This is a genomic window from Neisseria sp. HMSC075C10, from assembly GCF_001815615.1.
GTDB lineage: Bacteria > Pseudomonadota > Gammaproteobacteria > Burkholderiales > Neisseriaceae > Neisseria > Neisseria subflava_A.
In genome coordinates, this window is the sequence record NZ_KV821223.1 from 1 (window position 1) to 25,325 (window position 25,325).

Sequence of the window (25,325 nt, forward strand, 5' to 3'; positions counted from 1 at the left end):
GTGGCAATGAAGACTTGGACCAATGGGGGCTTTTATTGGGCAATAACTGAAAATACCGAATCCCTGTGCTTGGGTTTCAGCTGTGGAGTACCGAGGGTTATTTTGCAAAGGTATCAGGCCGTCTGAAAACTTGAAAGAATCTGAAAACTTGAAAGAAGCAGCCGTCTGTTAAATATGCGATAATGCGGAAGATTTCATGGGTGTGGTAGGAACATGGTTGTGATTGTCCGACGGGGATGATGTCGGGTAATGATGGAATCGGTTTGCTTGAAACGCCCGCCTATTGCGGGCTTTTTTATGGGAAGGAATGGTCATGCCTAATCCGCTTTATCGGCAACATATTATTTCAATTTCAGATTTGACGACAGAGCAGCTCGAATTGCTGCTTCAGACGGCCTTGAAGTTGAAAAAGCAGCCTCGTGAAGATTTGCTTGAAGGCAAATTGATTGGTTCGTGCTTTTTTGAACCGTCCACCCGTACTCGTTTGTCTTTTGAAACGGCGGTACAGCGTTTGGGTGGGAAAGTTATCGGTTTTTCCGATGGTGCAAATACCAGCGCGAAAAAGGGTGAAACGCTCGCAGATACTGCGAGGATTATTTCCAGCTATACGGATGCGATTATTCAGCGACACCCGAAAGACGGTGCGGCCCGTGTGGTGGCCGAGTTTTCGAGCGTACCTGTGATTAATGCCGGCGATGGTACCAACCAACATCCGAGCCAGACTCTTTTGGATTTGGTAACGATTTATGAAACACAAGGTAGTTTGAGCAATTTGAAGATTGCGATGGCCGGCGATTTGAAATATGGCCGTACGGTACATTCATTATGTCAGGCGCTGAAGCGTTGGGGTTGTGAGTTTGCATTTGTTTCCCCTCCCAGCTTGGCAATGCCGGACTATATCACTGAAGAGCTGGAAGAGGCCGGTTGCCCTTATCAAATTTTGTCCGGCTTGGAAGAAGCGGTCGAATGGGCGGATATTTTGTACATGACCCGCGTTCAGCGCGAACGTTTTGATGAGCAGGAATTTGCCAAAATCCAGGGTAAATTCAATCTTGATGCGTCAATGCTGGCAAATGCCAAACCCAATTTGCGCGTCTTGCATCCTTTACCGAGGGTAGATGAAATTCATCCGAATGTGGATAAAACACCTCATGCCTATTATTTTGAACAGGCAACCAACGGTGTGTATGCACGGATGGCAATTTTGTCTTTGGTATTGAACGAAGAAGTTTAAGGAGCGAAAGATGGAAAACTCAAAACTCAGCGTTGAAGCGATCGAACAAGGTACGGTGATTGACCATATTCCTGCCGGTAAAGGCTTGGCCATTTTAAGACAATTTAAGCTGCTGCATTATGGCAGCGCGGTTACGGTCGGTTTTAATTTGCCCAGCAAAACGCAGGGCAGCAAAGATATTATCAAAATCAGCGGTGTGTGGTTGGATGCCAATGCAGCCAACCGTTTGGCTTTATTTGCCCCTGAAGCAGTGGTAAACAAAATCGATCGGTTTAAGGTGGTTGAGAAACAGCATTTGTCATTGCCGGACGAGATTTCGGAAGTGTTCCGCTGCCCGAATACTAATTGTGCCAGTCATGGCGAGCCGGTCATCAGTCGCTTTTATGTCCGTTCACATAATGGTCAGACGCGTTTGAAATGCCATTATTGCGAAAAAACCTTCTCGCGTGATTCGGTTGCCGAAGCCTGATAAAAATCTCAGGCCGTCTGAAAATACGGCTATACGGTTTGAGTTGTCTGCTTGATACATTAGTTTCATAAAAAGCAAGATATTAAGCAAATTGCGTTAAAATTACGTTAAAATAATGCCTTCCGGGTTGATGACATTATTCGCCCGAAAGGCATTATTTTTTAATAACATGATACGAAATGTAGGAAAACTCATGCACTCATCCATACAAAGCCGGTTTGCCCCAATTTTATACGTTTTGATTTTCTTTGCCGGATTTTTAGCCGCACAAGTTTGGTTTAATCAGCAAGCCTATTTGACCAACCTTCCCCTTTTGGTCACTGCCATTTCTGCCGTTGCATTGGTTTGGTTGATTTGGGCTGTTGTCTCTGCGCAATCCAAAGCAAAAAGCAAAATGTTGCACCGTGAGCAGCTGATTCAAAAAGAGAGCATTCATCCTGTTTTGCATGCGACATTGCAACGTTCTGATGGACAAACGGATTTATTGGTTTTGGTTGTCCGCAATAGCGGTAAGGGCTTGGCGAAGAATGTGCATTTTGAAGTAGAGCCTTTGCCTGATCACTTGCCGAGCAAGCTGGTTGCCGATGCAGTTATGCAGTTGGAAATGTTTTCCGGCGGTGTAGATATGCTGGCATCGGGCGAATTGTATGGTAGCGTGTTTGCAAGTATGTTGGCGCTGGCTGCCGAATTGCCAGATCAGACATTTGGTGGCGTGTTGAAACTGAAGGCCACTTATGAAAATGCCTTTGGCGATCAATGCACTTCTGAAAGTGTCTTGGATTTGGGCATACTGAATTTCAATTTGTTAGAAATTAAATCCAGTGGCGAGCAAAAGCCCCGCAAGAAATTGTTGTATTGATATTCAAAATATGCAGGCCGTCTGAAACCGAAATACTTGGTTTCAGACGGCCTGTTGTTATTTTTCAAATGATTTTTGAAGAAAAAGAGGCGTATCGGGTATAATAATCAAAGAATTCGAAACGGATTGTCAGGATCGGCAAGCCGTCTCATCATTGTCGTATTTCAAAACCTTACTGATATTTTTTCAATAATCTGTTGCTATGTATCGGAACTTTTTCTGATGTTGGCACTGGCGAAATATTCCTTCAGCCATTTACTCTCAGGAAGCTGCTTATGTTAGTGTGTAATCCTTATGAAGTTGTGATCCATGGTACGACCAGCAAAGGCAAGATTTTCCGACCAAGCGACTGGGCGGAGCGCCTGTGCGGTATTTTGTCTTCCTTTACTAAAGACAACCGCCTTTCCTATTCGAATTGGGTGCGCCCTATTTTGGTGGATAATGTCCGTTGTGTAGCGGTCGATAAAAAGTTGGAAGAAGACAATCCGCAAATGTTCCGTTTCTTGATGGACTTTGCGGCGGATAATGATTTACGCGTGATTGACTGCAAAGCCTTGCTTAAAGAGCAAGAGAGCAAACAGCAGGGCGAAGTGCCGGTCGAGCGCGTTTTGTTGGCGCAGGCGATTGAAGAAAAACATGCCGCCGAGCGTGCGGAAACGGCCAATGCGCAGCCTGAGCCTCAAGCTGCCGCGCTAGTGGTCGGCGTATTGCGTGAAATTCCGCCGGAAGAAACTGCAACCGCTTTTGCGGCACTGAGTATTTTGCGTTCTTCTTTGACCGATATTCACCGTTTCGTCGAACAAATCAACGAGCATCAACGCAAAACCGGCTACCGTCTGCTGGGTATTTTTGAAGAAGGCAAACAAAATGCCGTAGCCGTATGCGGTTTCCATACTGCACATAACTTGGCCAGTGGTTACCATATCCATATTGATGATCTCGTAACCATGCCGCAATGCCGCCAAAAAGGTTATGCTTCACGCTTGTTGGAAGAAGTACGTAAAATCGGTGCGGAAACGGGTGCGACCAAAATCCATCTGAATGTCCATGTGAACCATGACCGAGCAGATGCTCATCGTCTCTACTTCAAAAACGGATTTGAAATTTGTGCGTACCATTTCCGTTGCGATCCGAAATAATTTTTGTGGAAAGAAGGAATCCAATGCTGAAGATTTTAACTGTGGTTGTTTTGACACTGAGCTTGGCGGCCTGCGCATCAGGCAGCGGAGGCAGCTCGCAAATGTTGAGATTAAGGCCGGTGTAGAAACCAGCCATCAACGTTGAGATATATAATGACAAGGCCGTCTGAAATAGGTTTTCCTGTTTCAGACGGCCTTTTTGCAGCTTGATTAGAGGGTCGTGGAGGTGTCGTCAGCGGCAACAGTCCGATGCAGGCGATACCAATTGTACAGGCGCAAGATGCACAAGAAAGCGATGATGGGCATGCAGGCTGCGGTAACCAGATAACGCGGGTTGCTGAAGTTTAAAACATTGCGACCGGAAAGCAGCGACAAAGCGGCATGCAACCATTCCCACAAAGACGAAATGCTGAATGCCAAAACAGCCAACAGGCCGAGGGTTCGGAAAATGCCGATGGGCAGAATTTGTTGGCGCAATACGGCGCGGTTGAGTTGGAACAAGACAATCAAGCCGAAGCCGATAATGCAGACCATGCCGCCGTTGGCGACGATTTGCAGGCTGTTGAAGGCAATGTCGGGCGTAACGGAAATGGTACCGGACTGGTTGGCGGCGGTTTGTTGCAAATTTAAGCCTTGCATGACATTGAGTACGAAACCGTAAATCAGGTCAGCCAAAACGATGCCGATGGGTAGCGGAGTCAAAAAACGTTTCATGGATCAGTTGAGTATTCTATTAGTATGAGGGAGGCCGTCTGAAAATTAAAAATGACGACGTGAGAGTGTATTGTATCCGATAGAAAAGTAGGTTAATGCAAAAATAAATTTAGTTTAAGTCAGAAAATGATGTAATTTTACGCCAACATTATTGCATTAAGAGTACAATCTTCTTCATTATCAAACGTGAAATCAACAGGAAAGGACGTTTACATGAGCCAATTGCAACGTGATTTAACCCGTATCAGCCACAATACCAAAATTGTCGCCACATTGGGTCCGGGCAGCAACAATGTACAATTGTTGGAAGACATGATCCGTGTCGGCGGCCTTAATGTCGTCCGTTTCAATTTCAGCCACGGTACTCCGGAGTTTCATGAAGAAAATGCCCGTATCGTACGCGAAGCCGCGAAACGTGCGGGTCAGGAAATCGCCATTCTTGCCGACTTGCAAGGGCCTAAAATCCGCGTGGGCAAAATTGCAGGCGGCAGCATCGAGCTGAATAAGGGTGAAACCTTGATTTTGGATGCCACACTTGAAGGCGAAGGCACACGTGAAGCGGTGGGTTTGGACTACCGTGATTTGCCGAATGACGTCGCTGCCGGCGATGTTTTGTGGCTGGACGACGGCCTGTTGACGTTGACCGTTGAAGCGGTTGAAGGAAGTAAGATTATTACAAGGGTAGAAAACAGCCATGTGCTGAAAAGTAACAAAGGTATCAATAAACGCGGCGGCGGCCTGTCTGCCGGTGCATTGACCGAGAAAGACTTCCGCGACCTGAAAACCGCGATTGCTATTGGTTGTGACTACCTCGCCATCAGCTTTGTAAAATCCGCCGAAGATTTGCACATTGCACGCGCCAAAGTCGAAGAAGAAATGAAAGGCAGTACAGCCGTACGCCCCGGGTTGGTTTCCAAAATTGAGCGCGTAGAAGCCATTGAAAATCTGGACGAAATCATCCTTGCCAGCGACGGTATTATGGTTGCCCGCGGCGACTTGGCAGTGGAAGTCGGCCATGCCGCCGTACCTGCCCTACAAAAACGCATGATCCGCCGCGCCCGTGAGTTGCGCCGCTTCAGTATTACGGCAACTCAAATGATGGAATCGATGATTACCAACCCCGTACCGACCCGCGCGGAAGTCAGCGACGTGGCCAACGCGGTATTGGACGGTACCGATGCGGTGATGTGTTCCGCCGAAACCGCCGTCGGCGCGTATCCGTTTGAAACCGTCAGCCAAATGGCGATTATTTGTGCGGCTGCGGAAAAAGAACAAGATTCGCTCAACGGCGTTGCCGAACAGGTCGAGTATCCCGAAGCCGTCAGCACCAACTTGGCGATTGCCGGCGGTGCGGTCAGCGTGGCGCGAGCAGTTCACGCCAAAGCCATCGTTGCCCTGACTGAAAGCGGTTCGACCGCCTTCGAAGTCAGCCGCCACAACATCACCCTGCCGATTTTTGCCCTGACGCCGAGTGTTTCAGCGCAACGCCGCATGGCGATGTACCGCGGTGTACGTCCGTTGATTTTGGCAACCAGTACCGATCACGATACCGCGCTGAACGAAGTGGAAGCCATGCTGGTAGAACACAAAATCCTCCAAAGCGGCGACCAATACATCATCACCAGCGGTTCGCAAATGCGCGAATCCGGTTCGACCAATACGCTGGAAGTGTTGCAGGTTAAATAATTGCAGTGATCCGATGATTGGAAAAGCAGGCTGTTTTAGCCTGCTTTTTTTGTGTAAAAAAAGAAAAGATTAGGCAAAAATAATGATGTAGTATAGAATTGAGTGCCTATACTAAATCAATAAAGGACGTTTCAGACGGCCTTTTTCTTTGTCCGCTACTTTCACGGTAAACCAAAATGATTCATTTCAATCTGAAAAAAACAGCATTTATTTTAAGCGCAGCACTGTTATCTACCGCCGTCCAAGCCTCCGGCTACCACTTCGGCACACAATCCGTTAACGCACAAGGCACGGCCAACGCCGCCGCCGCCGAAGCTGCCGATGCCTCAACCATTTTCTACAACCCGGCTGGTTTGAGCAAAATCGACAGCAGCCAAATTTCCGTCAACGCCAATATCGTTTTCCCAAGCATTCATTATGAGGCAGAATCTGCGAAACACTTCCGAACGGGTGCCGATGTCAGCGGCTCGACCAGCGGCAAAATTACCGAAACCACCGTTGCTCCGCACGTTTATGGCGCGTACAAAGCCAGCGACGATGTAACTTTGGGTTTGGGCGTGTACGTTCCTTTCGGATCGGCAACCGAATACGAAAAAGATTCCGTCTTGCGCCACAACATCAACAAACTGGGTTTGACCACCATCGCCATCGAGCCGGTAGTCGCGTGGAAACTGAATGAGCAGCACGCTGTTGGTGCCGGTTTGATTGCCCAATATTCCAAAGCCGAATTGCGTAAATACTCCGACTGGGATGCTTCCGGCGCCATCAGTCAGTTGGCCAGCGGCTTGGCTTCCCGTCAAGCAGGCCGTCCCGTTGCTGTCGATGCGACCGGCAAAGCTGACGGTCATGCCGATGTAAAAGGCCACGATTGGGGCTTCGGCTATCAACTGGCGTGGATGTGGGACATCAACGAGCGCGCACGCGTGGGTGTGAACTATCGTTCCAAAGTATCGCATACGCTGAAAGGCACTGCCGATTGGGAAGCTGACGGCGCATATGCAAAACGCGCTTGGGATTTGGGTGCAATGGCAGCACGCGGTTATGTGCTGAACGAAAAAGCCAGCGTAAAAATCGTCACGCCTGAGTCTTTGTCTGTTCACGGTATGTACCGCGCCACCGACAAAACCAACCTGTTCGGCGATGTGACTTGGACGCGCCACAGCCGCTTCAACAAAGCCGAGCTGGTGTTTGAAAACACCAAAAAAGTTGTCAACGGCCAATCTGACCGTACCGTCATCACGCCTAACTGGCGCAACACTTATAAAGTTGCATTCGGCGGCTCTTACCAAGTTACCGAACCATTGCAACTGCGTGCCGGTATCGCTTTCGACAAATCACCGGTTAAAAGCGCCGAAGACCGCATGAACAGCCTGCCTGACGGCAACCGTATCTGGTTCTCCGTCGGTGCCAAATATCAACTGGGTAAAAACCATGTTATCGATGCGGCGTATAGCCATATCCACATCAATGACACGGTTTACCGCACCGGCAAAGCCAGCGGCAACGACGTAGACAGCCGCGGTGCATCCTCTGCCCGCTTCAAAAATAAAGCGGACATCTTGGGCTTGCAATACACTTACAAATTCAAATAATCGGATTTGAGTTGTGGATAAAAAGGCCGTCTGAAGATTTCAGACGGCCTTTTTGTTGGCAGGAACAGATGGAGCAATCAACAGGTAAAAATAGTGTGTTGGGCTTTTCATATTTCTGCTTGGAATGGCAGAGCGGAAAAACGATAGAAAAGGGAATAGCCGATAAATAGCTGAAGACATGAGATATTGTTTGCGCTTTAAACAACGTGTTATAGATTTTATTTATTCTGATGGGCAGCAATCAAAAGGCCGTCTGAAAAACATGTTTTCAGACGGCCTTTATTTATCGAATCGCTGCTAAAAAAGCTCAATCAGCTGCGGACTTCCAGTTCGATTTCTCTTTCCTGTTCGTCTTCAGCCGGTTTGTCCATGGTTTTTTCATCGGCTATATTGTCCAAATCGCGGCCGGGTTCGGAGGCGGTATCGCCGATGGAAACGCTGTTCAGGCTTTCCAAAATAATGGCTGAGGCCAGATGGTCGGATGTGCGGTACACCATTGCCAAACCGATTTCTTCCGCCGGAATGGAAACCAATTCAACCGTATCTTTGTCTTTCGGCTTGCGAATCAGGTTGTTGGATAGATTGACACGGACTTGGCGGCCGCGTTTGTAGAGGCTGACCACAGTGCCTTTGTCCAAGCCGTCGAGTTCGCCTTTATCCAAAGTAATGGTTTGGAACTGGCCGGCTTCGCCCACGCCGTCGAAGATGGAAACGACTTTGGCCTGAATCGGACGGGCAGGGGCGTGTGGCATCACATTGAAGCTGTCGAGGCCTTCGGGCAGTTTCAGCAGATAGTTGTCTTTGCGGATTTCGGAAACGGCTTCTTCGATAACCAAAGGTTGCGCGGACTGGGTGCGCAGCTTCATGGCTTTGTTGACTTGGGTGTAATACTCGTTGCTTTTGAGTTTTTCGTCAGAAGCGCGGGTACGGTGTTCCAATGCGGAGTCGGTATAAGGCAGCGTGTTGGCGATGCCGCTGAACACGACTTCTTGGCCGAGGAATTTGCCGGTTTCCGGATCGGTAATGTTTTTATTGACGCGGTAGGTCAGGTAGCGGCCGGGTTCGGTCAGGCCGTATGCGTACACGCGGTTGCCTTGGGTGTAGAGGACGCGGTTGTCGGGGCCGGCAATCAGGCGCGGCGCGTTGGCGGTTTCTTCCGGAGCGATAATCTGCGGATGTTTCATGAACATGCGGTAGAGGTTGACGTTGACGGTCGGAATACCGTAGCCGGAAGTTTCGCGTACGCGCGGATGCAGTTTGATCACGGGAATGCCGTCTGAACGGGTTTGAGCGTGTTCAAAACCCAGTCGCGGCTGGCCGTTGACGTAGCGTAAAACCAACACCTGACCCGGATAGATTAGGTGCGGATTGCGGATGGCGTTGCGGTTGGCGCCCCAAAGGCGGTTCCATTGCCATGGGCTGTACAGATATTTACCGGAAATACTCCACAAGGTATCGCCGTTTTTAACGACGTAGCGTTGCGGCGCATTGGGGCGGATTTTTAAAGAAGCTGCCTGAGTGTGGGCAGAAATAGCCATGCCTGCTATGCAAAGCAGGGTTATAATACGTTGTTGCATAACCGTTCCCCTTGAAATCGATTCGGTTTGTCTTCAGATGATAAACAGAGAAGGCTGGAGTTTGCGAAACTGCCGCCCATTCATCAATACGATAACGAACGGCCTCCGTCGCGCTATCTTAACATTTTTCGGCGTTATTTTAGCATTAAATGTTGCTGTCATGACAGGAGATTGTGGCGGCGGAAACCGAATCTGTATGAAAATCACACATCAGTTTTATAAAACGAGAATATTATGGCTTTACTGAACATCCTCCAATACCCTGACGAGCGTTTGCACACGGTCGCCAAACCTGTTGAAAAAATCGACGAGCGCATCCAGACATTGGTTGCCGATATGTTTGAAACCATGTACGAAGCACGCGGTATCGGCTTGGCGGCCACTCAGGTCGACGTACACGAGCGCATTGTCGTGATGGATTTGACCGAAGACCGCAGCGAGCCGCGCGTGTTCATCAATCCCGTCATTGTCGAAAAAGACGGCGAGACGACTTACGAAGAAGGCTGTCTTTCCGTGCCGGGCATTTACGATACCGTGACCCGTGCCGAGCGCGTCAAAGTCGAGGCTTTGAACGAAAAAGGCGAGAAATTCACGCTGGAAGCAGACGGCCTGCTGGCAATCTGCGTGCAGCACGAATTGGACCACCTGATGGGCATCGTGTTTGTCGAACACTTGTCGCAGCTGAAACAAGGCCGAATCAAAACCAAACTGAAAAAACGTCAGAAACACACCATCTGACCTGCGCATCGCTTAAAGGCCGTCTGAAAAGACAAAACAGAAGGCAGACTTCGGTTTTCAATCTTTCAGACGGCCTTTTCAGCTGAAACAGTTTGCCCAACGCGCCCATTCAAACCATTTCCACAAGGACACAACATGAAAGTCATCTTTGCCGGTACGCCCGATTTTGCCGCCGCCGCCTTGAAAGCCATCGCCGCCGCAGGTTTTGAAATTCCGCTGGTGTTGACCCAGCCCGACCGCCCCAAAGGCCGCGGCATGCAGTTGACCGCATCGCCGGTCAAACAGGCTGCCTTGGAATTGGGTTTGACTGTGGCGCAGCCGGAAAAGTTGCGCAATAACGCCGAAGCCCTGCAAATGCTCAAAGATACGGGCGCGGATGTGATGGTGGTGGCCGCGTATGGTTTGATTTTGCCGCAGGATGTGTTGGATACGCCCAAACACGGCTGCCTCAATATCCACGCATCGCTGTTGCCCCGTTGGCGCGGCGCAGCACCGATTCAACGTGCGATTGAAGCCGGCGACGCCGAAACCGGCGTGTGCATCATGCAGATGGACATCGGCTTGGACACTGGCGATGTAGTCAGCGAACACCGCTACGCCATTCAACCTACGGATACCGCAAACGAAGTGCATGACGCGCTGATGGGTTTGGGTGCGAAAGCGATTGTTGCCGACTTGCAGCGTCTGCAGGCTGAAGGCCGTCTGAACTCGGTTAAGCAGCCTGAAGAAGGTGTTACCTACGCCCAAAAATTAAGCAAAGAAGAAGCGCGTATCGATTGGAATCAAAGCGCGCACATTATCGAACGCAAAATCCGCGCCTTTAACCCCGTACCTGCCGCATGGGTCGAGTATCAAGGCAAACCGATGAAAATCTGGCGAGCCGAAGTCGTGGCCAAACAGGGTAAGGCAGGCGAAGTATTGTCTTGCACTTCAGACGGCCTGCTGGTGGCGTGCGGTGAACACGCGCTGAACATTATTGAATTGCAGCCTTCCGGCAGCAAACGCATGAGCATACAGGCATTTGCGGCAGGCCGGACGATTGAAGTCGGAACGGTTTTGTAACAGGCTGGAAATCAACGTAGAGGAAAGAAAACAATGGCTGTTTTTGAAGTGGTCGAGGGCGATATTACCCGATTGGCAGTCGATGCGATTGTCAATGCCGCCAATTCATCGCTGTTGGGCGGTGGCGGCGTAGACGGTGCGATACACCGCGCCGCGGGCAAAGAGCTGCTGGACGAGTGCCGTACTTTGGGCGGTTGCCGCACAGGCGAAGCCAAAATAACCAAAGGCTATCGTTTGCCTGCGCGTTATGTCATCCATACGGTCGGGCCGGTATGGTTTGGCGGACAACAAAATGAAGAGGCTAAATTGGCACAATCCTACGCTAATTCCTTGCTGCTTGCCCAGAAACACGATCTCCACAGCATCGCCTTTCCGTGCATCAGCACCGGTGTGTACCGCTTCCCGGCCGAAGCCGCCGCGCGTATCGCTTTGGAGAGTTTGAAACAAACCCTGCCGCAATGTCCGGCAGTGGAAAAAATCATCTTTTGCTGTTTTTCCAAAACAGATGCCGAATATTATCGGGCATTGCTGGCTGCCGAACAGGCCGTCTGAAATCCGCCGAACACTTGAAATCAAATATAAATCAGAAAGCAAAAATATGAGTATGTCCCTCGCCCAAAAATTGGCCGCCGACAGCGTTGCCGCGGTTGCCGAAGGGCGCAATCTTCAGGATGTCTTGGCGGAAATCCGCGTGGCGCATCCACAGCTGACGGCGCAGGAAAACGGCGCGTTGCAGGATATTGCCTACGGTTGCCAACGTTATTTGGGCAGTTTGAAGTATATGCTTGGACAAATGCTGAAGAAGCCGATTGATAATCCGCAGCTTGAAAGCCTGCTTTTGGCGGCGATGTACCAACTGCATTACACGCGCAATGCGCCTCATGCAGTGGTCAATGAGGCGGTGGAAAGCATTGCCAAAATCGGCCGCGGCCAGTTCCGTTCGTTTGCCAATGCGATTTTGCGCCGCTTTTTGCGTGAACGCGACAAGCTCGCGGCTTCCTGCAAAAAAGACGATGTGGCGAAACACAACCTGCCGCTGTGGTGGGTGGCTTACTTGAGAAACCATTATCCAAAACATTGGCACAACATCACCACCGCGCTGCAATCGCATCCGCCGATGACTTTGCGCGTCAACCGCCGACACGGCAATGCCGAAAGCTATTTGGAAAAACTGGCTGCGGAAGGTATTTTGGCCAGGGCGTTGGACGAATACGCCGTGATGTTGGAAGAAGCCGTGCCGGTCAGCCGTCTGCCCGGTTTTTCAGACGGCCTGGTGTCTGTGCAGGATTTCGGTGCGCAACGTGCTGCCTATTTGTTGAACCCGAAAGACGGCGAACGCATCCTCGATGCCTGCGCGGCACCGGGCGGCAAGACAGGCCATATCTTGGAACTGGCAGATTGTCATGTTACCGCTTTGGATATAGACGAGGGCCGTCTGAACAGGGTGAAGAGCAATCTTGACCGTTTAGGCTTTCAAACGGCCTCTTTGACTTGTGCCGATGCGCAGGACTTGACAGCGTGGTATGATGGCAAGGCCTTTGACGCTGTCTTGGCCGATGTGCCGTGTACCGCTTCGGGCGTGGCACGCCGCAATCCCGACGTCAAATGGCTGCGCCGGCCGACCGATGCCGTCAAAACCGCACGCCAACAGGAAGCATTATTAGACGCACTGTGGCAGACCCTGACGAAAAACGGCAGGATGTTGCTGGCTACCTGCTCGGTCTTTGTCGAAGAAAACGACGGTCAGTTGCAAAAATTCCTTAACCGCCATGCCGATGCCGAGTTGATCGAATCGCATGTGCTCTTACCGAACAAACATCAAGATGGCTTTTATTACGCGCTTATTAAAAAGCAGTAAAACGCTGATTGTACCGCTCTTGCTCGCCGTGTCGCTGAACGCGGCGGGTGAGGGCATCAGTGCGACCCGTGCCGAGGCAAAGCTGACCCATGCCGGACAGCTTTCTGTCAGCAGCCGTTTCCGCACCGACTTGCCCGATCAGCTCAAAGAAGCACTCAAACAGGGCGTCCCCCTGCATTTCAATTTAAGTTGGCAGCTGTCGGCGCCGTCCGTGGCGTCTTATAAATTCAAGTTCGACCAGCTGCTCAACAACGACAGCACGATTCAATACAAATTGTCCTTCCATCCGCTGACCAACCGCTATCGCGTTACCGTCGGTACGTTTTCTACCGAGTACGACACGCTTGAAGCCGCCTTGCGCGCAGTGGGCGCGGTCGCGAATTGGAAGGTTTTGTCCAAGGGCGCGCTGAGTGATGTGGCCGCCAAAGACACGAAGGCTGAAATCCGCCTGCTGCTGACAACCGCCAAGCTGCCCAAACCGTTCCAAATCAATGCCCTGACGTCTAAAAACTGGCATTTGGATTCGGGTTGGAAATCCTTGTCGGTCGTGCAGGAGTAAACCATGCGCCGCTTTCTCCTGATTGCCGCTGTATTCGCCGTAGTTTTGTTGTACGGCCTGACTGTTGCAACGGGCAGCAGCAACGTATTGTCCGATTATTTCTGGTGGATTGTCGCCTTGTGCAGCTTGCTGTTGCTGGTGTTGGCCGCGGTGTTGGTGCGCTATGTCGTGCTTTTGATGCGCGACAACAGCAAAAGCGTGTTCGGTTCGCAGATTGCGCGCCGGCTGTCGGGGATGTTTACCTTGGTTGCCGTATTGCCGGGCGTGTTTTTGTTCGGTATTTCCGCCCAGTTTATTAACGGTACGATTAATTCTTGGTTTGGCAACGATACCCATGAGGCTCTAGAGCGCAGCTTAAATTTGAGCAAATCCGCGCTGAACTTGGCGGTGGACAATGCCGTCAGCAACGCCACACCGGTGCAGATCGACTTAATCAGCGCCGCTTCACTGGACGGCAATTTAGGGCAGACGCTGGCAAAATCGGCGCTTACTGCCGACTTTGCCCAGCTGGCGCTTTATAGCGCGACTACCCATAAAGCTGAGAAAAGTATCAATCCCCTGAAACTAAATCAACCCGAACTCACCAAAGAAGGATGGGAGCAGCTGGAGCAGACCGGCTCGGTGCGCAGCTTGGAAAACATCGGTGGCGTGCTGTATGCTCAAGGTTGGATGCTGATCGGTACGCATAAAAATCAGGATTATGTGTTGTTTTTCCGTCAGCCGATTCCGAAAGATGTTGCCCAAGATGCGACGTTGATCGAAGCGGCCCGTGCTAAATACGCCGAGCTGAGTTATACCAAAAAAGGCCTGCAAACCTTTTTCCTGTCCACGCTGTTGGTCGCGACATTGTTGGCCATCTTTTTGGCGCTGGTGATGGCTTTGTATTTTGCCCGCCGTTTTGTGGCGCCGGTGTTGTCGTTGGCAGAGGGTGCACGGGCGGTGGCTCAGGGTGATTTCAGCCAGACCCGGCCGGTATTTCGCAATGACGAGTTCGGTCGTTTGACCCAATTGTTCAACCACATGACCGAGCAATTATCGATTGCCAAAGAGGCGGACGAGCGCAACCGTTTGCGTGAAGAAGCCGCCCGCCATTATTTGGAATGCGTGTTGGAAAGTTTGACCACAGGCGTGATTGCTTTGGATGCCAATGGCCGTCTGAAAACCTTTAACAAGGCTGCCGAACAGATTTTGGGCGTTTCGCTGGTGTCTTTGTGGGGCAGCAACTGGCATCAATGGCACGGCAAATCGCCGCAGCAAACCCTGTTGGCCGATGTGTTTGCCGCCATTAATGAAACCGCCGACAGCGACAAACCCGTCCAAGTCGAATATGCCGCGCCCGACGATGCCCGAATCTTATTGGGCAAAGCTACCATCCTGCCGGAGGATAACGATAACGGCGTGGTGATGGTGATTGATGACATTACCGTCTTGATACGGGCGCAAAAAGAGGCCGCATGGGGCGAAGTGGCGAAACGGTTGGCGCACGAAATCCGCAATCCGCTCACGCCTATCCAGCTTTCCGCCGAGAGATTGGCATGGAAATTGCATGATAAACTTGATGAACAAGACGCCCAAATCCTCAGCCGTTCAACCGATACCATCGTCAAACAGGTTGCCGCGCTGAAAGAAATGGTCGAAGCATTCCGCAATTATGCGCGTGCGCCGTCTCTGAATTTAGAAAAACAAGATTTAAACGGTTTGGTGTCGGAAGTATTGGTATTATATGAGGCCGGCGCGTGCAAATTTAATGCGCGGCTCAGCGCCGATGCTCTGCCGATTGTTGCCGATACGACGGCGATGCGCCAAGTGTTGCATAACCTATTTAAGAATGCCGCAGAAGCGGCAGAGTCGGACGAAGCGCCGCAAGTAAACGTCGAAACAGGGCGCGAAGGCGGACAGGTTTTCCTGACCGTCTGCAACAACGGCAAAAGTTTCAGCAAAGAAATGCTGCACAATGCTTTTGAGCCGTACGTTACCGACAAACCGACAGGAACGGGGCTGGGTTTGCCCGTTGTGAAAAAAATTATCGAGGAGCATGGCGGCCGCATCAGCCTGAGCAATCAGAACAGCGGCGGCGCGTGTGTCAAAATAGCTTTACCGGAAATGGCAGAAACTTATGCGAAGCAGTGATATTTTGATTGTAGATGATGAAGTAGGCATCCGCGACCTGCTCTCCGAAATCCTTCAAGATGAAGGCTATACCGTCACTTTGGCTGAAAATGCCGAAGAAGCGCGCCAATTGCGTTATCAAACGCGTCCGGCCATGGTGTTGCTGGACATTTGGATGCCCGATTGCGACGGCATCACTTTGTTGAAAGAGTGGGCGAAAAACGGCCAACTCAATATGCCTGTGGTGATGATGAGCGGCCATGCCAGTATCGATACCGCGGTTGAAGCCACCAAAATCGGCGCGCTCGATTTTCTGGAAAAACCGATTGCCCTGCAAAAACTCTTGTCTGCGGTAGAACGCGCCTTGAAACATGGCGAAGTTCAGACGGCCTCCGGTATGACTTTGGACAAACTGGGCAACAGCCCCGTCATTCAAGAAATGAACGGCAGCATTGAAGCGGCCGCCAAACACAACCGCCCGCTGTTGTTGGCTGGTGAGGCAGGCTCGCCGTTTGAAATTGTCGCCCGCTATCTGCACAAAAGCGGTACGCCTTGGGTGGCAACCGACCGTGTCGAACACATTGTCGATACGCCGTTGGAGTTGTTGCAAAAAGCATCGGGCGGTATTTTGTATGTCGGCGATATTGCCCGTTACAGCAAAAATATCCAAAACGGCATTGCTTTCTTGCTGGAAAAAGCTGACCGTTACAATGTCCGTGTGATTGCTTCATGCGGTTTTAAACGCGGTGAGAGCGCTGATGACGTCGTTGCCGGCCGACTGGCGGAGCTGTTGAAAGAGTGCATCAATGTTCCTTCTTTGCGCAGTCAACCAGACGATATCGTCTTTTTAATCAACCGCATCATGACCGATTGGGCCGAAAGTCAAAAAATCCAGCCGGTAAAATTCAGCGACAGCGCGTTGGTGGTTTTGCGCCAATACGATTGGCCGGGCAATTACGACCAGCTTGCCGAAACAGTGAAAAACATCATGTTGGAATCGGACGGCAAAGAAGTGGACGATCAGGCTGTTGCCGTGGCTTTGGGTCAGAAGGAAAACGCGACGGCGACAGAAATCATCGGTGGCTTCAATTTCAATATGCCTTTGCGCGAATTGAGGGAAGAAGTCGAGCGCCGCTACTTTGAGTACCACATCGCCCAAGAAGGCCAAAATATGAGCCGCGTGGCGCAAAAGGTCGGTTTGGAGCGTACACACCTTTACCGCAAACTCAAACAACTCGGTATCAGCGTATCGCGCCGCAGCGCCGACAAATCCGAAGAATAAGCGCAATATCGGTTCAAACACAAAAGAGGCCGTCTGAAAGCCATCAGGTTTTTCAGACGGCATCGTCATTTGACGGTTTGCTTAGACAAGCAATACTTTATAAAAACAATGATATGGCTTGGCATTGTTATTTTGCCTTTTAAGCCGAAAGAATACGAAAGTCGGCAAAACTGCTCAGATTACAACTGAGTCGGAAAAACACTATACATTGATTATGTCTGAATCAATGCACCAAGAATTGAAAAAATATTGTGCTCAACATGGTATTTCTTTGAAAGATTTTGTCATTCAGGCGATTCAAAATGAAATGCAGCAGTAATGGCTAAAACATAAAGATATAAATATGCTTTAATGTAAAGATGTACTTTTGAAAAGGAGTTATCCAATGTTAGGACATTTTGATTATGAAGTAGCTTTAGAGATTTTAGGCCAAAGTCAGCAGTCTTTAGTTCAGGCTCGCTATGATGAATACAATAAAGAAAACCCAAATCCGGAGCTTTTGAAATTTCTACGTAGCCGTATGGCCGTTGTAGATGAGCTAATGGATAACTTAAAACCTGATGATGAATATCTGATTAATCGTATATTGGATAAAAATGATGTTCTGAGAAAGTTACTGTGATGGGTAACTAAAGCTTTATATTAATAAAATATTCAGACGGCCTTTATTTACTTCGGGCCGTCTGAAAAAACATTACGAAAAGGGAACAGATTGATGACGGAAAACGAGCGTTTTGCTTGGTTGCAACTGGCATTTACGCCCTATATCGGCGCAGAAAGTTTTTTGGTGTTGTTGCAGCAATTCGGTAGCGCACAAGCAGCCTTGAATGCGCCGGCAGACAAAATTGCCGCGTTGGTGCGCCATAAACAGGCGGCCGAGTCGTGGCGCAATGCGGATAAACGGGCTTTGGCGCAGCGGTCTGCCGAAGCTGCTTTAAAATGGGAAATGCAGGACGGTTGCCGTTTGTTGCTGCTGCAAGATGATGATTTCCCCGAAATGCTGACACAAGGCATTACCGCGCCACCGGTCTTGTTCTTACGCGGCAATGCAGAGCTGCTGCACACACCTTCTGCCGCGATTGTCGGCAGCCGCCATGCCACGCCGCAGGCAATGCGGATTGCCAAAGATTTCGGCAGGGCGTTGAGCGAAAAAGGCATTCCCGTCGTATCGGGTATGGCTTCGGGTATCGATACCGCCGCCCATCAGGGCGCATTGCAGGCAAATGGCGGTACCATTGCCGTCTGGGGAACCGGTATAGACCGCATTTATCCGCCGTCCAATAAAAACCTTGCTTATGAAATTGCCGAAAGGGGATTGATTGTCAGCGAGTTCCCTTTGGACACGCGTCCGTTTGCAGGCAATTTTCCGCGTCGCAACCGTCTGATTGCCGCATTATCGCAGCTGACATTGGTGGTTGAAGCGGCATTGGAATCCGGCTCATTGATTACCGCCAAGTTGGCGGCGGAGATGGGGCGCGAAGTGATGGCGGTGCCCGGTTCGATAGACAATCCGCATAGCAAAGGCTGTCACAAGCTGATTAAAGACGGGGCAAAACTGGTTGAATGTCTGGACGATATTCTCCATGAGTGTCCGCAGCTATTGCAAAATACGCCTGTTCCATCATATTCTATAAATAAGACGGTCAAACCGAAAAACGATCAAACTCAACGGCTGCAACCAAAAATAATAGCGGATGAACCGCAAAGGCCGTCTGAAAACCCACCTGCCGACCCATCGACAAGCGCTTTATTGGAAGCAATGGGTTACGACCCGATACATCCCGATATTTTGGCGCAACAAACCAATACGGCAGCGGCAGACGTGTACGCACAGCTTTTGGAATACGAACTTGACGGTATCGTTGCCGCCTTGCCGGGCGGCCGTTATCAGCGTGTCAAAGCATAAATTATCTATATTTAAGGAACCAGCATGACCGAAGTCATTGCCTATTTAATCGAACACTTCCAAGATTTCGACAATTGTCCGCCTCCGGAGGATTTGGGTCGCCTCTTGGAAGATGCGGGTTTTGATGCTACGGAAATCGGCAATACATTGATGATGATGGAAGTCTTGTTCAATACGTCCGAATTCTATGCCGAGCCGTTTAACAGCGACTCACTGCGCGTATTCTGCCGTGAAGAAGCTGAAAATCTGCCGCAGGAAGTCATGGGCTTGATGCAATATTTGGTTACCGAACACGCAATTACTTATGAGCAACGCGAAATCGTCATTCACGCCCTGATGCATATTCCATCGGACGAAATTACCCTCGATACCGCCAAAGTGTTGGTATTGCTGGTGTTGTGGATGCACAAGAGCGAGCTACCCGTCCTGATTGGCGACGACTTGATGAGTGCGTTGACCGGACAAAACGTGATGCACTAAACCTTTTTTCAGACGGCCTGAATAAAATGAGGCCGTCTGAAACATAAATCCAATACATCCAAAAGAGAACAACAATGGCGAAAAACCTATTAATCGTCGAATCCCCGTCCAAAGCCAAAACCCTGAAAAAATATTTGGGCGGTGATTTTGAAATCTTGGCGTCTTACGGCCACGTCCGCGATTTGGTTCCGAAAAGCGGAGCAGTCGATCCCGACAATGGCTTTGCCATGAAATACCAACTGATCAGCCGCAACAGCAAACACGTCGATGCCATCGTTGCCGGTGCCAAAGAAGCTGAAAACATCTACCTCGCAACCGACCCGGATAGGGAAGGCGAAGCCATTTCTTGGCATCTTTTGGAAATCCTCAAATCCAAACGCGGCCTGAAAAACATTAAGCCGCAGCGTGTCGTGTTCCACGAAATCACCAAAAACGCCGTGCTCGATGCCGTTGCCCATCCGCGCGAAATCGAAATGGATTTGGTCGATGCGCAACAAGCCCGCCGCGCTTTGGACTATCTTGTCGGTTTCAACCTCTCGCCGTTGTTGTGGAAAAAAATCCGCCGCGGTTTGAGTGCAGGCCGTGTACAAAGCCCTGCTTTGCGTTTGATTTGTGAGCGCGAAAACGAAATCCGCGCGTTTGAAGCGCAGGAATATTGGACGGTACATCTCGACAGCCACAAAGGCCGCAGCAAGTTTACCGCCAAACTCGCCCAATACAACGGCGCGAAACTCGAACAATTCGACCTGCCGAATGAAGCCGCGCAAGCCGACGTGTTGAAAGAACTCGAAGGCAAAGAGGCTGTCGTTACTGCCATTGAAAAGAAAAAGCGCAGCCGCAATCCCGCCGCGCCGTTCACCACTTCTACCATGCAGCAGGATGCCGTGCGCAAACTCGGCTTCACCACCGACCGCACCATGCGTACCGCCCAACAGCTTTATGAAGGTATAGACGTAGGGCAGGGTGCCATCGGTCTGATTACCTATATGCGTACTGACAGCGTGAATTTGGCCGATGAAGCGTTAACCGAAATCCGCCATTACATCGAAAACAAAATCGGCAAAGAATATCTGCCAAGTTCGGCCAAGCAGTACAAAACCAAATCCAAAAACGCCCAAGAAGCCCACGAAGCGATCCGTCCGACTTCCGTGTACCGCACGCCTGAAAGCGTCAAACCCTTCCTGAGTGCAGACCAGTTCAAACTCTATCAAATGATTTGGCAGCGTACTGTTGCCTGTCAGATGACGCCCGCCAAATTCGACCAAACCACCGTCGATATTACCGTCGGCAAAGGCGTATTCCGCGTAACCGGACAGGTGCAAACCTTCGCAGGCTTCCTCAGCGTTTACGAAGAAAGCAGCGACGATGAAGAAGGCGAAGACAGCAAAAAACTGCCTGAAATGAGCGAAGGCGACAAACTGCCTGTGGACAAACTCTACGGCGAACAACACTTTACCACCCCGCCGCCACGCTACAACGAAGCCACACTGGTTAAAGCCCTCGAAGAATACGGCATTGGCCGTCCCTCCACCTACGCCAGCATCATCTCCACGCTCAAAGACCGCGAATACGTTACCCTTGAGCAAAAACGCTTCATGCCCACCGACACAGGCGACATCGTCAACAAATTCCTGACCGAACACTTCGCCCAATACGTCGACTACCACTTCACCGCCAAACTCGAAGACCAGCTTGACGAAATTGCCAACGGCAAACGCCAATGGATTCCCGTGATGGACAAATTCTGGAAGCCGTTTATCAAGCAAGTGGAAGAAAAAGAGGGCATCGAACGCGCCAAATTTACCACGCAGGAACTTGACGAAACCTGCCCGAAATGCGGCGAACACAAGCTGCAAATCAAATTCGGCAAAATGGGTCGTTTTGTTGCGTGTGCCGGTTATCCCGAGTGCAGCTACACGCGCAATGTCAATGAAACTGCTGAAGAGGCTGCCGAACGCATCGCCAAAGCCGAGGCTGAACAAGCCGAACTCGATGGACGCGAGTGTCCGAAATGCGGCGGTCGCCTAGTGTACAAATACAGTCGCACTGGCAGCAAATTCATCGGCTGCGCCAACTACCCCAAATGCAAACACGTCGAGCCGCTGGAAAAACCGAAAGATACCGGCGTCCAATGCCCGCAATGCAAAAAAGGCAATCTCGTCGAGCGCAAATCCCGTTACGGCAAACTATTTTACAGTTGCAGCACTTATCCTGATTGCAACTACGCCACTTGGAACCCGCCCATTGCAGAAACCTGTCCAAAATGCGCGTGGCCGGTATTGACCATCAAAACCACCAAACGCTGGGGCGTGGAAAAAGTCTGCCCGCAAAAAGAATGCGGCTGGAAAGAACAGATTGAACCGCCTGCACCGAAAGAGTGAGATTAGGTCGGTTTAAAAGAGAAAAGGTCGTCTGAAAAATTTTCAGACGACCTTTGCTTTTCTGTGATTGGTTTATTTGAATCCGCGTGTCGTTTTAAAGTCCGATAAAATACGGTTCATTTTTGGTTCAAATAAGACAGAGAGCTTTGCAAGCATATAAGTTACTAAATTTTTAGCACATTTTTATACATCAAATTTCGTGAACAGGCTATTTTGCAAAGGTATCAAAATGTATTAGAGAAAAGGATAAAGAAGATAGTATAACCATCCTGTAGGAATTTCTGGTTGTTCATGTATTTCTGTACATTCTGAAGAGTTATAAATTTTGGTTAGCTTAAGTAGTTTCCAAAAATCAGAAGATTCACCATTCGATAAGCCTATTTCCTCTCTAGTTTCTTCTGCCATCATGGCTATATCTCGGGGAGTTAATAGTTGTAAATTGTTAAAACGATCTAATTTTTGTTGGATTTTATTCAGCCCTTTGAATTGTTCTAAATGTCTTGCTGCAATGCCACATTTTAAGTAAGTTTTGGCGTCATCATAATCGCTGCTGCAACCTATTAACGCTGTAAAAGAAAAGGCGAGTAATAAGATTTTAATTTTCATATTGATATCCCTTTATTAGACAAATGGAATAAAATTATAAGAGTTGGAATCTTGCCATTCTAGAAAGTAAAAGTTTAAAATCTATCCCAATAATACAACTATCTATACAGAAACTTTAATTTTATGGAAACTCACGAAAAGATCCGCTTGATACGCGAATTAAATAAATGGTCTCAGGAAGAAATGGCGGAAAAGTTAGCCATGTCTGCCGGTGGATACGCTAAGATTGAGCGAGGTGAGACACAATTGAATATTCCAAGACTAGAGCAGTTGGCGACTATCTTTAAAGTAGATATGTGGGATTTGTTGAAATCGGGTAATAACGGGATGGTTTTACAGATTAATGAAGGAGACAGTGGAGGCGATATCGCTTTATATGCTTCAAGTGATATGGCTATGAAATTGGAGTTGTTGAATCAGGAGTTAAAATATTGCCGGGAAATGCTGGAGCAGAAGGATAAGGAAATTGAGTTGTTGAGACAGCTGGCTGCTTCTGTGCAGAAGTAAAAGCCTAGGCCGTCTGAAAAATGATTTTCAGACGGCCTTGTTGTATCTAAAAGAATATGAAATACGGCTTGATAGCAGTTTCACTATATAATTGAGGCCGTCTGAAAAATCGGCATCTTTTAAGAATTATGGCAAATAACAAACATTCCAAACACAGCAATCAAGTACGTATCATTGGCGGACAATGCAGGGGGCGAAAGTTAACATTTTTATCTGCAGACGGTCTGCGCCCGACGCCTGACAGCGTGCGTGAAAAACTGTTTAACTGGTTGGGTCAGGATTTAACTGGAAAAACAATATTAGATTTATTCAGCGGCAGCGGTGCTTTGGGAATGGAGGCTGCTTCTCGTAATGCGGCAAAAGTGGTAATGGTCGATAACCACCGCCAAACAGTTCAAACGCTTCAGAAAAATATCCGTGAATTAGGTTTGAAACAGGTGGAAATCGAGTGTTCAGACGGCATGATTTATCTGACAAGGCCGTCTGAAAAATTTGATGTTGTGTTCCTTGATCCGCCATTTGCATGGGAAGATTGGCAAAATCTGTTTATCCGATTGCAAAGCCACTTGAAAAATGGGGCAATGGTCTATATTGAAGCAGGGAAGCTGCCTGAAAAACCGGATTGGCTGGAAGTTTATCGGGAAGGAAAGGCGGGAATGAGTAGGTTTGAATTGTTACTCTATTCGCAAGTTGCTGAATAGTATAGAATTTGAGAATCATTCCCAAGGTGTAAAACATTCTTTCAAACGGATTGTTCCGACGTCATTTGTGCTATAATCCGCGCCCAATCGGTTTTGATAATTTAAGAAAAAAGGAAATAGAAATGTCGCTCTTTATTACAGATGAGTGCATTAACTGCGACGTGTGCGAACCGGAATGTCCAAATGATGCCATTTCGCAAGGTGAAGAAATTTACGAAATCAATCCAAATTTGTGTACGCAATGTGTAGGCCATTACGATGAGCCTCAGTGTCAACAGGTATGCCCTGTCGATTGTATCTTGATCGATGAAGAGCATCCTGAAACGCACGAAGAACTGATGGCTAAGTACGAAAAAATCATTCAGTTTAAATAAATAGTGTTTAAAAGCAAAAGCTTGGATATTTTTAAAGAAATAAATGAAAAAAAATCTTGACGGAAATCTGAGTTGCCAATAAACTGACGTTCTCTTTTGGAGGGATTCCCGAGCGGTCAAAGGGGGCAGACTGTAAATCTGTTGCGTGAGCTTCGAAGGTTCGAATCCTTCTCCCTCCACCAAAAATTCTTACTTGGAGCAAAAAAGTGAGTATGCGGGTGTAGCTCAATGGTAGAGCAGAAGCCTTCCAAGCTTACGGTGAGGGTTCGATTCCCTTCACCCGCTCCAAACAATTTCGCCCATGTAGCTCAGGGGTAGAGCACTCCCTTGGTAAGGGAGAGGTCGGCAGTTCAAATCTGCCCATGGGCACCATCTCATTATTACCCTTTATTTTCAAAAAGCTTAGATTATAGGATATTGCCATGGCTAAGGAAAAATTTGAACGTAGCAAACCGCACGTAAACGTTGGCACCATCGGTCACGTTGACCATGGTAAAACCACTCTGACTGCTGCTTTGACTACTATTTTGGCTAAAAAATTCGGTGGCGCTGCAAAAGCTTACGACCAAATCGACAACGCTCCTGAAGAAAAAGCTCGTGGTATTACCATTAATACCTCACACGTAGAATACGAAACTGAAACCCGTCACTACGCACACGTAGACTGCCCGGGCCACGCCGACTACGTTAAAAACATGATTACCGGTGCTGCCCAAATGGACGGCGCGATCTTGGTATGTTCTGCCGCTGACGGTCCTATGCCTCAAACTCGCGAACACATCCTGTTGGCTCGCCAAGTAGGTGTACCTTACATCATCGTATTCATGAACAAATGCGACATGGTTGACGATGCCGAGCTGTTGGAACTGGTTGAAATGGAAATCCGTGACTTGTTGTCAAGCTACGACTTCCCTGGCGACGACTGCCCAATCGTACAAGGTTCTGCACTGAAAGCTTTGGAAGGTGATGCTGCTTACGAAGAAAAAATCTTCGAATTGGCTGCTGCCTTGGACAGCTACATCCCAACACCTGAGCGTGCTGTGGACAAACCTTTCTTGTTGCCTATCGAAGACGTATTCTCTATCTCCGGCCGTGGTACAGTAGTAACCGGTCGTGTAGAGCGCGGTATCATCCACGTTGGTGACGAGATCGAAATCGTAGGTTTGAAAGAAACCCAAAAAACCACTTGCACCGGCGTTGAAATGTTCCGCAAACTGCTGGACGAAGGTCAAGCGGGTGACAACGTAGGCGTATTGCTGCGTGGTACTAAACGTGAAGACGTAGAGCGTGGTCAAGTATTGGCTAAACCAGGTACTATCACTCCTCACACCAAATTCAAAGCAGAAGTATACGTACTGAGCAAAGAAGAGGGTGGTCGTCACACTCCATTCTTCGCTAACTACCGTCCACAATTCTACTTCCGTACTACTGACGTAACTGGTGCAGTTACTTTGGAAGAAGGCGTAGAAATGGTAATGCCAGGTGAGAACGT

25 protein-coding genes and 3 tRNA genes are annotated in these 25,325 nt (G+C 49.2%); 25 read left to right on the plus strand and 3 right to left on the minus strand.

The window, feature by feature from the left end:
• Positions 1-313: 313 nt before the first annotated feature.
• The 4 genes from pyrB (at position 314) to HMPREF3047_RS00100 (ending at position 3,701) form a co-directional block, all read left to right on the plus strand.
• On the plus strand, positions 314-1,234 hold the full coding sequence (gene pyrB / locus HMPREF3047_RS00085; RefSeq protein ID WP_070583264.1) for an aspartate carbamoyltransferase: 921 nt from the start codon (positions 314-316) through the stop codon (positions 1,232-1,234).
• A gap of 10 nt (positions 1,235-1,244) precedes the next feature.
• Positions 1,245-1,703, plus strand: a complete 459-nt coding sequence (gene pyrI / locus HMPREF3047_RS00090) for an aspartate carbamoyltransferase regulatory subunit (RefSeq protein WP_004520167.1) — start codon at positions 1,245-1,247, stop codon at positions 1,701-1,703.
• Positions 1,704-1,896: 193 nt separating this feature from the next.
• Positions 1,897-2,562 carry a hypothetical protein gene (locus HMPREF3047_RS00095; protein ID WP_070583266.1) on the plus strand — a complete coding sequence of 222 codons (666 nt, stop codon included), beginning with the start codon at positions 1,897-1,899 and terminating at the stop codon, positions 2,560-2,562.
• Positions 2,563-2,837: 275 nt separating this feature from the next.
• Complete coding sequence (locus HMPREF3047_RS00100; RefSeq protein ID WP_070583268.1) at positions 2,838-3,701, plus strand: GNAT family N-acetyltransferase; 864 nt, start codon at positions 2,838-2,840, stop codon at positions 3,699-3,701.
• Positions 3,702-3,911: 210 nt separating this feature from the next.
• On the opposite strand, the gene HMPREF3047_RS00105 is transcribed toward HMPREF3047_RS00100, so the two are convergent.
• On the minus strand, positions 3,912-4,415 hold the full coding sequence (locus HMPREF3047_RS00105; RefSeq protein ID WP_070583270.1) for a hypothetical protein: 504 nt from the start codon (positions 4,413-4,415) through the stop codon (positions 3,912-3,914).
• 213 nt (positions 4,416-4,628) lie between these two features.
• On the opposite strand from HMPREF3047_RS00105, the gene pyk reads away from it, so the two are divergent.
• Positions 4,629-6,101 (plus strand): pyruvate kinase, encoded by a 1,473-nt coding sequence (gene pyk / locus HMPREF3047_RS00110; protein ID WP_070711720.1) that lies wholly within the window; start codon positions 4,629-4,631, stop codon positions 6,099-6,101.
• A 176-nt stretch (positions 6,102-6,277) separates the two neighbouring features.
• A complete protein-coding gene (locus tag HMPREF3047_RS00115; RefSeq protein WP_070711723.1) occupies positions 6,278-7,693 on the plus strand; it encodes an OmpP1/FadL family transporter in 1,416 nt (471 codons plus the stop codon).
• A gap of 311 nt (positions 7,694-8,004) precedes the next feature.
• Here HMPREF3047_RS00115 and HMPREF3047_RS00120 read toward each other — a convergent pair whose 3' ends face one another.
• A complete protein-coding gene (locus HMPREF3047_RS00120; protein ID WP_070711726.1) occupies positions 8,005-9,270 on the minus strand; it encodes a LysM peptidoglycan-binding domain-containing protein in 1,266 nt (421 codons plus the stop codon).
• Positions 9,271-9,504: 234 nt separating this feature from the next.
• On the opposite strand from HMPREF3047_RS00120, the gene def reads away from it, so the two are divergent.
• The 12 genes from def to topA all read left to right on the plus strand — a co-directional run bounded on the left by def (position 9,505) and on the right by topA (position 21,645).
• Complete coding sequence (def, locus tag HMPREF3047_RS00125; protein ID WP_003678675.1) at positions 9,505-10,008, plus strand: peptide deformylase; 504 nt, start codon at positions 9,505-9,507, stop codon at positions 10,006-10,008.
• A 135-nt stretch (positions 10,009-10,143) separates the two neighbouring features.
• Positions 10,144-11,070 carry a methionyl-tRNA formyltransferase gene (gene fmt / locus HMPREF3047_RS00130; protein WP_070711729.1) on the plus strand — a complete coding sequence of 309 codons (927 nt, stop codon included), beginning with the start codon at positions 10,144-10,146 and terminating at the stop codon, positions 11,068-11,070.
• Between the two features lie 33 nt (positions 11,071-11,103).
• The gene (locus HMPREF3047_RS00135; RefSeq protein WP_070711731.1) at positions 11,104-11,622 is read left to right on the plus strand and encodes an O-acetyl-ADP-ribose deacetylase; all 519 of its coding nucleotides are present in this window, start codon (positions 11,104-11,106) and stop codon (positions 11,620-11,622) included.
• Between the two features lie 46 nt (positions 11,623-11,668).
• Positions 11,669-12,928, plus strand: a complete 1,260-nt coding sequence (gene rsmB, locus HMPREF3047_RS00140) for a 16S rRNA (cytosine(967)-C(5))-methyltransferase RsmB (RefSeq protein ID WP_070711734.1) — start codon at positions 11,669-11,671, stop codon at positions 12,926-12,928.
• The gene (locus HMPREF3047_RS00145) at positions 12,894-13,487 is read left to right on the plus strand and encodes a DUF4390 domain-containing protein (protein WP_049322230.1); all 594 of its coding nucleotides are present in this window, start codon (positions 12,894-12,896) and stop codon (positions 13,485-13,487) included. Before rsmB ends, HMPREF3047_RS00145 begins: the two co-directional genes overlap by 35 nt.
• Before the next feature lie 3 nt (positions 13,488-13,490).
• Complete coding sequence (locus HMPREF3047_RS00150; RefSeq protein WP_070711737.1) at positions 13,491-15,617, plus strand: sensor histidine kinase; 2,127 nt, start codon at positions 13,491-13,493, stop codon at positions 15,615-15,617.
• The gene (locus HMPREF3047_RS00155) at positions 15,604-16,878 is read left to right on the plus strand and encodes a sigma-54-dependent transcriptional regulator (RefSeq protein ID WP_070711740.1); all 1,275 of its coding nucleotides are present in this window, start codon (positions 15,604-15,606) and stop codon (positions 16,876-16,878) included. Before HMPREF3047_RS00150 ends, HMPREF3047_RS00155 begins: the two co-directional genes overlap by 14 nt.
• 118 nt (positions 16,879-16,996) lie before the next feature.
• On the plus strand, positions 16,997-17,197 hold the full coding sequence (locus tag HMPREF3047_RS11180; RefSeq protein WP_141756533.1) for a hypothetical protein: 201 nt from the start codon (positions 16,997-16,999) through the stop codon (positions 17,195-17,197).
• 66 nt (positions 17,198-17,263) lie between these two features.
• Positions 17,264-17,500, plus strand: coding sequence for a hypothetical protein (locus tag HMPREF3047_RS00160; protein ID WP_070461203.1), 237 nt, complete (start codon positions 17,264-17,266; stop codon positions 17,498-17,500).
• Positions 17,501-17,593: 93 nt separating this feature from the next.
• Positions 17,594-18,784 (plus strand): DNA-processing protein DprA, encoded by a 1,191-nt coding sequence (gene dprA / locus HMPREF3047_RS00165; RefSeq protein WP_070711744.1) that lies wholly within the window; start codon positions 17,594-17,596, stop codon positions 18,782-18,784.
• A 24-nt stretch (positions 18,785-18,808) separates the two neighbouring features.
• Positions 18,809-19,264 (plus strand): Smg family protein, encoded by a 456-nt coding sequence (locus tag HMPREF3047_RS00170; RefSeq protein ID WP_003679497.1) that lies wholly within the window; start codon positions 18,809-18,811, stop codon positions 19,262-19,264.
• 74 nt (positions 19,265-19,338) lie between these two features.
• Positions 19,339-21,645 carry a type I DNA topoisomerase gene (topA, locus tag HMPREF3047_RS00175; RefSeq protein WP_070711747.1) on the plus strand — a complete coding sequence of 769 codons (2,307 nt, stop codon included), beginning with the start codon at positions 19,339-19,341 and terminating at the stop codon, positions 21,643-21,645.
• A gap of 234 nt (positions 21,646-21,879) precedes the next feature.
• Here topA and HMPREF3047_RS00180 read toward each other — a convergent pair whose 3' ends face one another.
• The gene (locus tag HMPREF3047_RS00180) at positions 21,880-22,251 is read right to left on the minus strand and encodes a hypothetical protein (RefSeq protein WP_070711750.1); all 372 of its coding nucleotides are present in this window, start codon (positions 22,249-22,251) and stop codon (positions 21,880-21,882) included.
• A gap of 123 nt (positions 22,252-22,374) precedes the next feature.
• Between HMPREF3047_RS00180 and HMPREF3047_RS00185 the strand changes: the two genes are divergently transcribed.
• The 7 genes from HMPREF3047_RS00185 to tuf all read left to right on the plus strand — a co-directional run.
• Positions 22,375-22,758 carry a helix-turn-helix domain-containing protein gene (locus HMPREF3047_RS00185; protein WP_070711752.1) on the plus strand — a complete coding sequence of 128 codons (384 nt, stop codon included), beginning with the start codon at positions 22,375-22,377 and terminating at the stop codon, positions 22,756-22,758.
• A gap of 128 nt (positions 22,759-22,886) precedes the next feature.
• A complete protein-coding gene (rsmD, locus tag HMPREF3047_RS00190; protein WP_070711756.1) occupies positions 22,887-23,459 on the plus strand; it encodes a 16S rRNA (guanine(966)-N(2))-methyltransferase RsmD in 573 nt (190 codons plus the stop codon).
• A gap of 122 nt (positions 23,460-23,581) precedes the next feature.
• Complete coding sequence (locus HMPREF3047_RS00195) at positions 23,582-23,833, plus strand: YfhL family 4Fe-4S dicluster ferredoxin (protein ID WP_003679513.1); 252 nt, start codon at positions 23,582-23,584, stop codon at positions 23,831-23,833.
• A 98-nt stretch (positions 23,834-23,931) separates the two neighbouring features.
• Positions 23,932-24,015 (plus strand) — tRNA-Tyr (locus HMPREF3047_RS00200).
• 32 nt (positions 24,016-24,047) lie between these two features.
• Positions 24,048-24,121 (plus strand) — tRNA-Gly (locus HMPREF3047_RS00205).
• 9 nt (positions 24,122-24,130) lie between these two features.
• A tRNA-Thr gene (locus HMPREF3047_RS00210) sits at positions 24,131-24,205 on the plus strand.
• Between the two features lie 50 nt (positions 24,206-24,255).
• Positions 24,256-25,325: elongation factor Tu (gene tuf / locus HMPREF3047_RS00215; RefSeq protein WP_070711759.1), on the plus strand; the 1,070-nt coding region annotated here is incomplete at its 3' end.